This window comes from Stenotrophomonas sp. YJH_SMC_131 (assembly GCF_059367975.1).
On sequence record NZ_JCAFRJ010000003.1, the window covers coordinates 134,371 to 148,299 of the forward strand.

Genomic DNA, 13,929 nt, shown 5'->3' on the forward strand with positions numbered 1-13,929 from the left:
TGTGATGCGGGTACTGCGGGTGTTGCGCCCGGGCGAGGCCCGGGTTTTCGGGTTCCGCGTCAGAACTCGCCGCGGAACCAGGTCTTGAGTTTCTTGAACATGCTTCCGGCGCGCCCGGTGGGCAGCGACGGCCGCCGCGGGTGCTCGATCTGGCTTCCCATCAGCAGCAGGCCCACGCCGGTGGCGTGCACCGGGTTGCCGACCACTTCGCCCAGGCCGGTGACGTGCTGCGGGATACCCACGCGCACCGGCATCTGCAGCATTTCCTCGGCCAGTTCGACCACGCCTTCCATCTTCGACGCGCCACCGGTCAGCACCATGCCGGCGCGCACCAGTTCCTCGAAGCCGGAGCGGCGCAGTTCGGCCTGCACCATCTCGAAGATTTCCTCGTAACGGCCCTGCACGGCCTGCGCCAGCGAATGGCGCGGCATGCGGCGCGGCGGGCGGTCGCCCACCGACGGCACCTGGATGCTCTCCTCGGCCGTGGCCAGCTGGGCCAGGGCGCAGGCATAGCGCACCTTGATCTGCTCGGCTTCCGGGGTCGGCGTGCGCAGCATGTGCGCGATGTCGTTGGTCACGTGGTCGCCGGCGATCGGCAGCGAGGCGGTGTGGCAGATCGCACCCTGCACGAACACCGCGATGTCGGTGGTGCCGGCGCCCATGTCGACCAGCACCACGCCCAGCTCGCGCTCGTCGGCGGTCAGCACCGCCACGCTGGAGGCCAGCGAGGACAGCACCAGGTCGTCCACCTGCAGGCCGCAGCGCTGCACGCACTTGCTGATGTTGGCCGCCGCCGACTGCGCGCACACCACCAGGTGCGCATGCACTTCCAGGCGCACGCCGGTCATGCCGACCGGGTTGCGGATGCCTTCCTGCGAATCGTCCAGCACGTACTCGCGCGGGATCGCGTGGAGGATCTTCTGGTCGGCCGGGATCGCCACCGCCTTGGCCGCGTCGAGCACGCGATCCAGGTCGCCCCAGGTCACTTCACCGTCGCGGATCGGCACGATGCCCGGCGAGTTCTTGCACTGCACGTGGTTGCCGGAAATCGAGGCGTACACCGAACGGATCTCGCAGCCGGCCATCAGCTCGGCTTCTTCCACCGCGCGCTGGATCGACTGCACGGTCGATTCGATGTCCACCACCACGCCGCGCTTCAGCCCGCGCGATTCGTGCGAGCCGATGCCGATCACTTCGATCGGGTTGCCCGGCGAATACTCGCCCACCAGCGCCACCACCTTGGAGGTGCCGATGTCCAGGCCAACGATCAGCGATTTGTCACCCTTGCGATTCATGTCCTTTCCTGCGTGCTTCTGGCCGGGGTCGCCGGCGTTTTCGCCGGCGTGGCCGGGGTACCCCAGCTCAGCGTGAAACCATTGGTGTAACGGAGGTCGGCGCGCTCGATCGGCGCGTCCTGACGGTTGAGCTGCGGCAGTACCTTGACGAAGCGCTGCATGCGCGAGCGCGCGTCGTCGCGGCCGACCACCACTTCGGTGCCGTTGCTCAGCACCAGCGACCAGCTGCCGCGTGCGTCCATCGTCACCCGGCGCACATCGACGCCGGCCGGTGCGAACAATGCACGCGAGTCGCTGTACAGCTTCATCACTTCCGCGGTCTGGCTGTCCGGGCCATCCAGCTCCGGCAGCGCCAGGTCGGACAGCTTCTTCGGCGTGGGGAACAGCTTGCCCTGCTCGGACACCAGGCGGTCGGTACCCCAGCGGGCGAACGGCTTGTGCTCGACCAGGGTCACTTCCAGCACGTCCGGCCACTGCTTGCGGACCTGCGCGCTTTCCACCCACGGCAGCTTCTCCAGGGCGTCCTGCGCGTCCTGCAGCTTGACCGCGAAGAAACCGGCGCGCGCATACGGCAGCAGCACCTGCTGCAGCTGTTCGGCCGGCACCCGCTTGAACTCACCATGCACGCGCAGCTTCGCCAGCGGCCAGCGCTCGGCGCCGACCCAGCCATTGACTACGGCCACCACCGGCAGTGCAACCACCGACAGCGCCAACAGCCAGACGAAGATGCGCAGCACCGCGTTCATGCGTGCGAGGCCTCCAGGGTCTGTTCCAGCACGCGCCACACCAGTTCCTCGAAACCGATGCCGGCCTGGCGGGCCGCCTTGGGCACCAGCGAATGGCTGGTCATGCCCGGCGCGGTGTTCACTTCCAGCAGGAAGAAACGGCCGCTGTCGCGATCGCGCATCACGTCCACGCGGCCCCAGCCACGGCACCCGGCGGCACGGAACGCGGCCAGCGCGATGCGCCGGATGTCCTCTTCGTCGCCACCGTCCAGGCCCGGACACAGGTACTGGGTGTCCTCGGCGATGTACTTGGCGTTGTAGTCGTACCACTGGCCCTTGGGCACGATGCGGATCGACGGCAGTGCGACGTCGCCAAGGATGGCCACGGTCAATTCGTCGCCGACCACCATCTGCTCCATCAGCAGCTGGCCGTCGTAGCGCGCGGCCAGGGCCACCGCTTCATCCAGCCCGGCGTCATCGGTGACCCGGCTGATGCCCACGCTGGAGCCTTCGTTGGCCGGCTTCACCACCACCGGCAGGCCGAGTTCGGCGGCATTGGCGTGCACGTCCTCGGCAGTGACCTTGCGGTACTGCGGGGTCGGCAGGCCCAGCGACAGCCACACCTGCTTGGTGCGGATCTTGTCCATGCTCAGCGCCGAACCCAGCACGTTCGAGCCGGTGTACGGCACGCCGAAGGCGTCCATCAGGCCCTGCACGATGCCGTCCTCACCGCCACCGTTGTGGCCGTGCAGGATGTTGAAGACGCGATCGATGCCACCGGCGGCGAGCGCGCTGGCGAGCGCCGGAATGCCGTCCACCGCGAACGCATCGACGCCACGCGACTGCAGGGCTTCGAGCACGTTGCGGCCCGAATCCAGCGACACCTCGCGTTCGCTGGAACTGCCGCCCAGCAGCACGGCGACGCGGCCGAACTCGGCCGGGTCGGTCACGCGCAGCGGCGGGAAGGTCAGCTTGCTCACACCTGGCCCTCCCCCTTGAAACCTTCCACCGCGATATGGGTGGCCACGGCACCGATGTCGCCGGCGCCCATCATCAGCAGCAGGTCACCGTCCTGCAGCACGTCCGGCAGCACGCTGGCCAGCTCGGCGGCCTTGCCCACCACCACCGGCTCACTGCGGCCACGCGCGCGGATGGCACGGGCCAGCGCGTGCGAGTCGGCGCCGGCAATCGGTTCTTCACCGGCCGGGTAGACCTCGCTCAGCACCAGCGCATCAACGCTCGACAGCACGGCGGCGAACTTGTCGAACTGGTCGCGGGTACGGCTGTAGCGGTGCGGCTGGAAGGCCACCACCAGGCGCTTGTCGGCCCAGCCACCACGAGCGGCGGCGAACACTGCCTCCAGCTCGCTCGGGTGATGGCCATAGTCGTCGATGATGCGGACCTTGGCGCCACTGGCGGTGGTCACCTCGCCCAGATCGTTGAAGCGACGGCCGACACCGGCGAAGCCCTCCAGCGCGCGTGCGATCGCGTCCGGGGCCACGCCCAGCTGCCAGCCCACCGCAGCGGCGGCCAGCGCGTTGAGCACGTTGTGCCTGCCCGGCAGCGCCAGCACCACTTCCTGGCTGGTGCCCTGCGGCAGGCGCAGGGTGAAGCGCATGCGCGACCCTTCCTGCACCACGTTCTCGGCGCGCACGTCGGCCTGCGGGCTCATGCCGTAGCTCATCACGTGGCGCGGGGTCCTGGCGGCCAGCGCGGCGACTTCCGGATCATCGATGCACAGTACCGCCAGGCCGTAGAACGGCAGGCGCTGCAGGAACTCGGCAAACGCCGCCTGCACGCGGGCGAAATCGTTGCCGTAGTTTTCCAGGTGGTCGGCATCGATGTTCGTGATGATCGACATCAGCGGGTTCAGGCGCAGGAAGCTGCCATCGCTTTCATCAGCCTCGGCCACCAGCCACTGCCCGCCACCCAGCTTGGCGTTGGCACCGGCGGCCAGCAGCTGGCCACCGATCACGAACGTCGGGTCCAGGCCACCTTCGCTCAGCACCGCAGCGGTCAGGCTGGTGGTGGTGGTCTTGCCATGGGTACCGGCCACGGCGATGCCGCGGCGGAAGCGCATCAGCTCGGCCAGCATCGCCGCACGCGGCATGATCGGAATGCGCTGGCTGCGTGCTTCCATCAGTTCCGGGTTGTCTTCGCGGATGGCACTGGAGACCACCACGCAGTCGGTGCCCAGCACGTTGGCCGCGGAGTGGCCGCGCATGATGCGCGCACCCAGGCTGGCCAGGCGGCGGGTCGCCACGTTGTCGGCGTTGTCCGAGCCGGACACTTCATAGCCCAGCGTCAGCATCACTTCGGCGATACCGCTCATGCCGGTGCCGCCGATGCCGACGAAATGCACGCGCGGGAACGCGCGCACCAGGTCGTTGGTGTCGTGCAGGCGGCGGATCATGCGCGGCCTCGCGCAGGGCAGGCGCGGTGGCATGCCTTCTTCATACAGCTTCCTCGAGAATGATATCGGCGATGCGCTCGGCGGCATCGACCTTGGCCAGGGCACGCGCGGCTTGCGCCATCTGCATGCGGCGGGCGGGATTTTCGGACAGATCGCGCAGCAGTGCGGCAATGCCGTCGGCCAGCGTTCCGTCCTGCTTCAGCAACACCGCCGCGCCGCGCTCGACCAGGTACTCCGCGTTGCGGGTCTGGTGATCGTCGACGGCAGCGGGGAATGGCACCAGCACGCTGCCGACACCGACCGCGCACAGCTCGGCCAGCGTGGACGCGCCGGCGCGGCAGACAACCAGGTCAGCCCAGGCGAAGGCTTCGGCCATGTCGGCGATGAACGGCGTGATTTCCGCCTGCACACCGGCCTTGGCGTAAGCCTCCACCGCTTCGGCATGCATCTTCTCGCCGCTCTGGTGGCGCACCTGCACCGGCAGGCCGGCGCCCAGCGCGGCAATCGCCTGCGGCACGCCGGTATTGAGGGCACGCGCGCCCTGGCTGCCGCCCACCACCAGCACGCGCAGCGGGCCCTGCCGGTCGGCGAAGCGCTGTTCCGGCGGCGCGATGGCAGCGATTTCCGCGCGCACCGGGTTACCGACGAACTCCTCGCCCTTGGCGAAGGTGCCCGGGAAACCGGTCAGCAGGCGACGCGCATAACGTGACAGGATGCGGTTGGTCAGGCCCGGCGCACGGTTCTGCTCATGCACGATCAGCGGCAGGCCATGCAGGCGCGTGGCCATGCCACCGGGGCCGGAGGCAAAGCCACCGAAGGCGACCACCGCGCGCGGCTGGCGCTGGCGGATGATGAGCCCGGCCGCGCGCAGCGCGCGCATCAGCCGCCACGGCGCCGCCAGCAGGGCCAGCTTGCCCTTGCCGCGCAGGCCAGTGATGGCCAGCGTATCGATGGCGATGTCGTGCTGCGGCACCAGGCGGGTTTCCATCGCACCGTCGGCGCCCATCCAGGTCACCGGCACGCCGCGCTGGCGCAGCACGCGGGCCACGGCCAGGCCGGGGAAGATGTGACCGCCGGTGCCTCCGGCCAGGATCATCACCGGGCGCCCACTCTCGGTGGCTGCACTCATGACAGCCTCCCGAAGGTCGGTTCGATGCGCGACTGCAGGCGGCTGGTGCCACGTGCGGCGCTCGCTGCAGCGGACGCGGGTGCGACCGGCTCGGCACGCATCGGCACGCTGGCGTCCACCGCTGCGGCGGGCTTGTCCATCGGTTCGGCTGCGGCGTCTTCGGCGCCACCGATGCGCACGGCCTGGCGGCGCTCGGCGCGCTTGAGTTCATACGACACGCGCAGCAGCAGGCCCATCGCCACGCAGGTCATCAGCACCGACGAACCGCCGGAGGAGATCAGCGGCAGGGTCAGGCCCTTGGTCGGCAGGATGCCCAGGTTCACGCCGATCGAGACGAAGGTCTGCATGCTGATCCACAGGCCGATGCCGAAGGCGATGTAGCCGGAGAAGTGGCGCTTCATTTCCACGCAGCGCATGCCCAGCCAGAAGGTGCGGCCGACCAGCAGCGCATACAGCGCCACGATCACGCAGGTACCCAGGAAACCGAATTCCTCGGCGGTGACCGAGAAGATGAAGTCGGTGTGCGCTTCGGGCAGGTAGTACAGCTTCTGCACGGAGTTGCCCAGGCCGACGCCGGTCCATTCACCACGGCCCACCGCCATCAGCGCGTTGGACAGCTGGTAGCCGTCGCCCTGCTGGTCGGCCCACGGGTCCAGGAAGGAGGTGATGCGGCGCATGCGGTACGGCTCGATGATCGCCAGCGCGCTCATGCCGACCAGGCCGATGATCACCGGCATCGACATGCGCGGCATGTTCACCCCGCCCAGCACCAGCATGCCGGCGGTGATCGCCAGCAGCAGGGTCGAGGAACCGAAGTCCGGCTGCAGCAGCAGCAGCACCACCAGCGCACCGGCCACGCCCAGCGGCTTGAGCATTGCCGGCCAGGTCGCATTGACCTCGTCGCGGAAACGTACCAGGTAGCTCGACAGCCAGACGATGTAGAGCACTTTCACCGCTTCGACCGTCTGGAACTTGGAAATGCCCAGGTTGATCCAGCGGCGCGCACCGTTGACCGTGCTGCCCAGTCCCGGTGCGAACACCGCCAGCAGCAGTACGAAGCAGCCCAGCAGCAGCATCTGGTTGTACTGCTCGATCGACTTCAGCTCGGTGCGGGCGGCAATGACCGCCAGCACGATACCCACCGCCAGGAAGATCAGGTGGCGGTTGAGGTAATAGAACGGGCTGCTCATCAGCGCGATCGAGCTGGAGGCCACCATCACCACGCCGACACCGGTGAGCGCGATGATCGCGCCCAGCAGCCACTTGTCGTAGCTGCCTTCGATGGCTTCAAGGCGTGTTGCCTGGCGGGACAGGTCGTTCATCTCAGCGCACCTTCAACGTGGCCAGGCCGATCAGCACGAGCACAACGGAGATGATCCAGAAACGCACGATCACGCGCGGCTCCGGCCAGCCCTTCAGTTCGAAATGGTGGTGGATCGGCGCCATGCGGAACACGCGCTTGCCGGTCAGCTTGAACGAGGCGACCTGGATCATCACCGACAGCGTTTCGATGACGAACACGCCGCCCATGATCACCAGCACCAGCTCCTGGCGGGTGATCACCGCGATCGTGCCCAGCACCGCACCCAGTGCCAGTGCGCCGATGTCGCCCATGAAGACCATGGCCGGGTAGGTGTTGAACCAGAGGAAGCCCAGGCCCGCGCCGGCGATGGCCGCACAGATGATGACCAGCTCGCCGGCGCCCGGGATCTGCGGGATCTGCAGGTAGTTGGCGAACACCACGTTGCCCGAGGCATAGGCGAACACGCCCAGCGCGCAGGCCACCAGCACGGTGGGCATGATCGCCAGGCCGTCCAGGCCGTCGGTCAGGTTCACCGCGTTGGAGAAACCGACGATCCAGAAGTAGGCGATGGCCACGAAGCCGATGCCGGCCAGCGGCAGCGCGACCGACTTGAACATCGGGATGTAGAAGGTCAGCGCTGCCGGCACGTCGGCCGTGTAGAACAGGAACAGGCCCGCAGCCAGGCCGAAGATCGACTGCAGCAGGTACTTCCAGCGCGACTTCAGGCCGTTCGGGTCACGGCGGACGATCTTGATCCAGTCGTCATACCAGCCGATGGCGCCGAAGCACAGCATCACCGCCAGCACCAGCCACACGTAGCGGTTGCGCAGGTCGGCCCACATCAGCACCGACAGGGTGATGGTGAGCAGGATCAGCGAACCGCCCATGGTCGGCGTGCCGGCCTTGGAGAAATGGGTCTGCGGACCGTCCTTGCGGATCGGCTGGCCGCCCTTGAACTGGGCGAGCTTGCGGATCATCGCCGGGCCCAGCCACAGCGACAGGAACAGGGCCGTCAGCGCGGCAAGGATGGCGCGGAACGTCTGGTAGTTGAACAGCCCGAACAGGCTCTCCAACTGCTGCAACCATCGAGCCAGTTCATACAACATGCGGGGATTCCTCTCCTTGCGCCAGCAGCGCTTTGACAATCGTGTCCATGGCGCTGCCACGGGAACCCTTGACCAGGCAGCGCACGCCGGCGTGCAGCTCGTCCTTCAGCGCCTGCGACAGCGCGTCGTGGGTGGCGAAATGGCGGCCGCCTTCGCCGAAGGCGGAGGCGGCAGCGGCGCTGAGCGGGCCCAGTGCATACAGGCGCTTCAGGCCGGCAGCACGTGCGCGGATGCCGGCCTGCGCATGCAGCGCTTCCGCGTCCGGGCCCAGCTCGCGCATGTCGCCCAGCACCAGCCAGCCCTCTTCCGGCGCCGCGGCCAGGGCATCGATGGCTGCGGCCAGCGACCCGGGGTTGGCGTTGTAGCTGTCATCCACCAGCACCGCGCCATTGCGCAGCTGATGGGCGATCTGGCGACCCGGCACCGGCTGCGCTTCGGCCAGGCCGGCGGCAATCAGCGCCAGATCGACACCGGCGGCCAGCGCCAGGCTGGCGGCGGCCAGCGCATTGCTGACGTTGTGGCGACCCGGCAGGCCCAGCACCACGCGGGCTTCGCCGGCCGGTGCGACCAGAGTGAACTGGCTGCCCTGCGCACCGGCGCGGATATCGCGCGCGGTCACGTCCGCCGAGTGTTCCAGGCCATAGCGCAGCACGCGGCAACGCGCCGGGGTGCTGATGAAATGCTGTTCGAACCAGCGGCCATAGGCATCGTCGGCGTTGATCACCGCCACGCCATCGGCCGGCAGCGCGGCGTAGATCGCGCCCTTGGTCACCGCCACGCCGAGCAGGCTGCCCATACGTTCCAGGTGCGCCGGGGCGATGTTGTTGACCAGCGCATAACGCGGGCGGGCGATCTCGGTCAGGTAGGCGATGTCGCCCGGCTTGCCGGCGCCCATCTCGTAGACGGCGTAGTCGGCATCTTCCGGCGCATCGATCACCGCCAGCGGCAGGCCGATCTCGTTGTTGCGGTTGCCCGGGTTGGCGTAGACCACCTTGTGCGCGTGCTGGGCCACTTGCTGCAGGATCGACAGCAGCAGGCTCTTCACGCTGGTCTTGCCATTGCTGCCGGTGATCGCGAACACCTCGGTGCCACGGTCACGCTGCATGCCGGTGGCGATCTTCGCCAGCGCCAGTTCGCTGTCGGCCACCAGCACCTGCGGCAGTTCGACCGGCAGCAGGTGCTCGACCAGCAGCGCACTGGCACCGCGCGCCTGCGCGTCGGCCGCGAAGTCATGGCCGTCGAAACGCTCGCCGCGCAGCGCCACATACAGACTGCCCGGACCGAGATTGCGGGTGTCATTGCTGACCGCATCGATGGCCACGTCGTCGCCGTGGATCTCGCCGCCGGCCCAGTGTGCGATCAGCGAAAGCAGGGTGCGCTTCATGCGGCGCCCTCCCCGGCCTGCGCGCTGAGCACACCGGCCTTGGCCGCCAGTGCAGCGGCGGCCACTTCGGTGTCGTCGAAGTCATGGCGCACGCCATTCACTTCCTGGTACGGCTCGTGGCCCTTGCCTGCGATCAGGATGATGTCGCCTGCACCGGCACGCTTCACCGCCAGGCCGATCGCACGCGCGCGGCTGCGCTGCACGGTCACGGCATCGGCGTTCTGGAAGCCGGCCAGGATGTCGGCCACGATCACGTCGCCATCCTCGCCACGCGGGTTGTCGTCGGTGACGATGACCTGGTTGGCCAGGCGCTCGGCAATCGCCGCCATCTGCGGGCGCTTGCCGGTGTCGCGCTCGCCGCCGCAGCCGAACACGCAGAACAGCGTGCCCTGCAGGTGCCCGTGGAGGCTGTCCAGCGCCTGTTCCAGCGCATCCGGGGTGTGCGCGTAGTCGACCACCACCGTCGGCAGTCCGTCTTCACCGCCCAAGCGGTTCATGCGGCCGCGGATCGGCTGCAGCGCCGACAGCACTTCGGCGATACGCGGCAGCGGCTGGCCCTGCGCGTGCAGGGTACCGGCCACGGCCAGCAGGTTGTCCACGTTGAAGCGGCCCAGCAGCGGCGACTGCACCGCCGCGCGCTGGCCGTCGATGACCAGCTCGAAGGCGATGCCACGACCGTCCAGCTGCAGTGCCTCGGCGCGCACGCTGGCGTCAGTGGCACCACGCGAGCTCAGCCCGATCGCCTGCACGCCGGCCGGCAGGCCCGCGAACAGCTGCCGGCCGAAGGCATCGTCCAGATTGATCACCGAGGCCTTCAGGCCCGGGCGATGGAACAGCCGCGCCTTGGCCGCCCCGTAGCTGGCCATGTCACCGTGGTAGTCCAGATGGTCGCGGGTGAGGTTGGTGAACACCGCCACGTCGTAGTGCACGGCGTCCACGCGGCCCTGGTCCAGCGCATGCGAGCTGACTTCCATCGCCACCGCGCGCGCACCGGCGTCGCGCAGCTGCGCCAGAAGCGCATGCATCTGCAGCACCAGCGGCGTGGTGAAGCCGGTCGGCTCGACCGCACCATAAAGTCCGGCACCCAGCGTGCCGATACTGCCACTGGGCGTTCCGAGCAGATGCCAGGCCTGGGCCAGCAGCTGCACGGTGGAGGTCTTGCCGTTGGTGCCGGTCACGCCGACCATCGCCATCGCCCGCGATGGCGCGCCATGGAACTGGTCGGCCATCGCGCCCATGCGCGCGCGCAGGCCCGGCACGGCGATCGCATCGGCCGGGGCCGGCAGATCGGCCGGTGCCGGCGGTTCGAACAGGATGGCACTGGCACCGGCAGCGCGCGCCTGCTCGACAAAGCCCAGGCCATGCGCGCCGAAACCGGCGATGGCGACGAAGGCGTTACCGGGGCGCACGGCACGGCTGTCCAGCACCAGGCCGGTCAGAACGGGATCATGACCCGCCAGGGCCACGTCCGGAAGCAACTGCGAAAGCAACATCGAAGGACTCATTGCGTGCCTCCCGTAGCGGGCGGCGTCTGGGCTTGCGCGCTTGGCAGCGCAGCGTCGAATTCAGCGGCGGCATCGACCGGCAGCGCGGTCTCGGCCGGCGGCGCAGGCAGGATCGAGGCCGAATGGCCGACCTTGCCCGACTGCTGTGCGGCCAGCCACGACTGCAGGTCGTCCAGCGGCACGTCCATCAGGCGCAGGGTGCCTTCCATCACGTTGTGGTAGACCGGCGCCGACACCAGGCCGCCGTAGAACTTGCCGGCCTGCGGGTCGTTGATGACGATGACGGTAGCGAAACGCGGGTTGGTGGCCGGCACCACGCCGGCGAACAGCGCGTTGTAATGGCCGCGCTCATAACCGCCCGGGCCGGCCTTGCGCGCGGTGCCGGTCTTGCCGGCCACGCGGTAACCCAGCACCGCCGCCTGCTTGGCGCCGCCCTGGGTGACCACCGTTTCCATCATCGCCACCACCTGCCGGGCGACGTTCTCGTCGATGATCTGCTGGCCTTCATTGCGCTGGCCCTTGACGAAGGTCGGCGCGATCAGGCGCCCGCCGTTGGCCAGCGCCGAGTACGCGGTGGCAATCTGCAGCGGCGTGACCGACAGGCCGTAGCCATAGGACATGGTGGTCTTGGTGGTACCCGACCAGCGTGCCGGACGCATCACCACGCCGGCCGATTCACCCGGGAAACCGCTGTGCGGCGCCGAGCCATAGCCGAAGCGGCGCACGCCGTCGTAGAAGGTCTGGTCCGGCATCTTCGCCGCAACCTTGGCCGCACCCACGTTCGAACTGCGGGTGATCACGCCGGTCACGTTGAGCACACCGTTGTTGCGCGGCACGTCGCGGATGGTGAAGCGGCCCAGGGTCATGTAGCCCGGGTTGGTGTCGATGATGGTGTCCTTGGTCACCGCACCGGCCTGCAGCGCGGTGGCGATGGTCAGCGGCTTCATCGTCGAACCCGGCTCGACCAGGTCGGTCACCGCGCGGTTGCGGCGCGTATCGGGGATCGCGCCGGTCAGCGAGTTCGGGTTGTAGGTCGGCAGGTTGACCATGGCCAGGATCTCGCCGGTGGTCACGTCCATGATCACCATCGAACCACCGGCCGCCTTGTTGGCCACCAGCGCGTTGCGCAGTTCCTTGAAGGCCAGGTACTGGATGCGGCGGTCGATGCTGAGGGTCAGGTCCTTGCCCGGCTCGGCGGCGCGCAGCAGATCGCTTTCGACGGTCTCGCCCTTGCGGTTGCGGATCACCCGCTTGGCACCGGCCTTGCCGCGCAGCCATTCGTCGAACGCCAGTTCCAGGCCTTCCTGGCCGCGGTCGTCGATGTTGGTGAAGCCCAGCACGTGCGCCATCGCTTCGCCCTGCGGGTAGAAGCGGCGGAACTCGCGCTGCGCGGCCACGCCCGGAATCTTCAGCGCGACCACCTTCTCTGCCTCGTCCGGATTGATCCGGCGGCGCAGGTACATGAATTCCTTGTCCGACTTCTGCGACAGGCGGCTGCTCAGCTCATCCACCGACATGCCGACCGCCTGGGCCAGCTCCGGGATGCGCTCGGGCGAACGCAGCAGGTCCTGCGGGTTGACCCAGATCGAGGCGACCGGGGTGGACACCGCCAGCGGCTCGCCGTTGCGGTCGGTGATCATGCCGCGCGAGGTCTTGATCGGCAGCTCGCGCAGGTAGCGGGCCTCGCCCTGGCGCTGGTAGAAATCGCTGTTGATGATCTGCACGTAGGCCGCGCGACCCACCAGCGACACCGAGCACAGGCCAAGCGCCAGCGCGACCCAGCGCAGGCGCTGGCGCAGGTTGAAGGCGTTGCGCGGGCGGTTGCGGCCGGTCTTGCTCATGGGCGCACCACCACGATGTCAGCGGCCTCGGGGAACTTCATGCCCAGCTTCTCGCGGGCAATGCGGTCCACGCGGTTGGCTTCGGCCAGGGTGGCCTGTTCCAGCTGCAGGCGGCCGAACTCAAGGTTGATGTCATCGCGCTTGCGCTCGGCACGCGACAGCTCGATGAAGGTCTGCCGGTGGCGGTGGCGCACGAACACCACGCCGATCGCCGAGGCGACGGTGCAGGCCAGCAGGATGATCAGCAGCAGCCGGCTCATGCATCGCCCCCCCGCTTCTGTGCCACGCGCAGCACGGCGCTGCGGGCACGCGGGTTGGCGGCCAGCTCTTCGTCGGTGGCCTTGATGGCGCCGCCGATCAGGTCCAGCGTCGGCACGAACGCAACCGCCTCGGGCAGCCGGCGGTTGGCCGGCGGCGCCTTGGCCAGGCGGTTCATGTACTGCTTGACGATGCGGTCTTCCAGCGAGTGGAAGCTGATCACCGCCAGGCGGCCACCGGGCTTGAGCCGTTCCACCGCCGCATCGAGCCCGGCTTCCAGATCGGCCAGCTCGCGGTTGATGTGGATGCGGATGGCCTGGAAGCTGCGCGTGGCCGGGTGGATCTTGTCCTTCCCACGCGGCATCACCGAGGCGATCAGCTCGGCCAGTTCGGCGGTGCGGGAGAACGGCTGCTTCTCGCGGCGGGCCACGATGGCGCGGGCGATGCGCCGGCTCTGGCGCTCTTCGCCGTAGGTCCACAGCACATCAGCGATCTCGCGCTCTTCGACGCGGTTGATCCACTGCGCGGCGCTTTCACCGCTGTCCGGATCCATGCGCATGTCCAGCGGGCCGTCCTTGCCGAAGCTGAAGCCACGTTCGGCCACGTCCAGCTGCGGCGACGACACGCCGAGGTCGAACAGCACGCCGTCCAGGCCTTCGGCCGTCGCATCCCACTGCAGCAGCTGGGCGAAGCTGCCCCGGAAGATGGACACGCGCGGGTCCGGCGCGAAATCGCGCTCGGCAACGGCGATGGCTTCCGGATCCTTGTCCATGACCAGCAGGCGCCCCCCGGGACCGAGCTGGGTGAGCACGCCACGTGCATGACCGCCACGACCGAACGTGCCATCCAGATAACGTCCGTTTTCGATCACCCTCAGGCCTTCAAGGACCTGGGTGTACAGGACCGGCAGGTGCACCGCCGGCGACTGCGACACCGGAAGGTGACCGGCCTGCGCTTCTGGGCGCATCCG

General features: G+C 68.6%; 11 protein-coding genes and 1 pseudogene. All 12 read right to left on the reverse strand.

Translation table 11 applies throughout. The features are described from left to right. Positions 1 to 59: 59 nt before the first annotated feature. Positions 60 to 1,295, reverse strand: coding sequence for a cell division protein FtsA (gene ftsA / locus AC5P56_RS08085; protein WP_005408083.1), 1,236 nt, complete (start codon positions 1,293 to 1,295; stop codon positions 60 to 62). 68 nt (positions 1,296 to 1,363) lie between these two features. Continuing rightward, positions 1,364 to 2,041, reverse strand: a pseudogene (locus tag AC5P56_RS08090) (cell division protein FtsQ/DivIB); the annotation flags it as partial. Next, entirely contained in the window at positions 2,038 to 3,000 is a 963-nt protein-coding gene (locus AC5P56_RS08095) for a D-alanine--D-alanine ligase (protein WP_197605451.1), read from the reverse strand. The gene AC5P56_RS08095 and the pseudogene AC5P56_RS08090, both read right to left, overlap by 4 nt. Then, a complete protein-coding gene (murC, locus tag AC5P56_RS08100; RefSeq protein ID WP_049440198.1) occupies positions 2,997 to 4,433 on the reverse strand; it encodes a UDP-N-acetylmuramate--L-alanine ligase in 1,437 nt (478 codons plus the stop codon). Before murC ends, AC5P56_RS08095 begins: the two co-directional genes overlap by 4 nt. A 40-nt stretch (positions 4,434 to 4,473) precedes the next feature. Continuing rightward, positions 4,474 to 5,562 (reverse strand): undecaprenyldiphospho-muramoylpentapeptide beta-N-acetylglucosaminyltransferase, encoded by a 1,089-nt coding sequence (murG, locus tag AC5P56_RS08105; protein WP_049406067.1) that lies wholly within the window; start codon positions 5,560 to 5,562, stop codon positions 4,474 to 4,476. After that, positions 5,559 to 6,884, reverse strand: coding sequence for a putative lipid II flippase FtsW (ftsW, locus tag AC5P56_RS08110; RefSeq protein ID WP_014645940.1), 1,326 nt, complete (start codon positions 6,882 to 6,884; stop codon positions 5,559 to 5,561). Before ftsW ends, murG begins: the two co-directional genes overlap by 4 nt. 1 nt (position 6,885) lies before the next feature. Then, positions 6,886 to 7,971 (reverse strand): phospho-N-acetylmuramoyl-pentapeptide-transferase, encoded by a 1,086-nt coding sequence (gene mraY, locus AC5P56_RS08115; protein WP_004154219.1) that lies wholly within the window; start codon positions 7,969 to 7,971, stop codon positions 6,886 to 6,888. Beyond that, the gene (locus AC5P56_RS08120; protein ID WP_197605455.1) at positions 7,961 to 9,355 is read right to left on the reverse strand and encodes a UDP-N-acetylmuramoyl-tripeptide--D-alanyl-D-alanine ligase; all 1,395 of its coding nucleotides are present in this window, start codon (positions 9,353 to 9,355) and stop codon (positions 7,961 to 7,963) included. The genes mraY and AC5P56_RS08120 overlap by 11 nt, the downstream gene beginning before the upstream one ends. After that, positions 9,352 to 10,860, reverse strand: a complete 1,509-nt coding sequence (locus tag AC5P56_RS08125; protein ID WP_346601726.1) for a UDP-N-acetylmuramoyl-L-alanyl-D-glutamate--2,6-diaminopimelate ligase — start codon at positions 10,858 to 10,860, stop codon at positions 9,352 to 9,354. The genes AC5P56_RS08120 and AC5P56_RS08125 overlap by 4 nt, the downstream gene beginning before the upstream one ends. Continuing rightward, positions 10,857 to 12,701, reverse strand: coding sequence for a peptidoglycan D,D-transpeptidase FtsI family protein (locus AC5P56_RS08130; RefSeq protein WP_014645937.1), 1,845 nt, complete (start codon positions 12,699 to 12,701; stop codon positions 10,857 to 10,859). The genes AC5P56_RS08125 and AC5P56_RS08130 overlap by 4 nt, the downstream gene beginning before the upstream one ends. Beyond that, positions 12,698 to 12,961: a cell division protein FtsL gene (gene ftsL / locus AC5P56_RS08135; RefSeq protein ID WP_005415286.1), complete on the reverse strand. Its 264-nt coding sequence runs from the start codon at positions 12,959 to 12,961 to the stop codon at positions 12,698 to 12,700. The genes AC5P56_RS08130 and ftsL overlap by 4 nt, the downstream gene beginning before the upstream one ends. After that, a complete protein-coding gene (gene rsmH / locus AC5P56_RS08140) occupies positions 12,958 to 13,926 on the reverse strand; it encodes a 16S rRNA (cytosine(1402)-N(4))-methyltransferase RsmH (RefSeq protein WP_049440201.1) in 969 nt (322 codons plus the stop codon). Before rsmH ends, ftsL begins: the two co-directional genes overlap by 4 nt. Positions 13,927 to 13,929 lie beyond the last annotated feature (3 nt).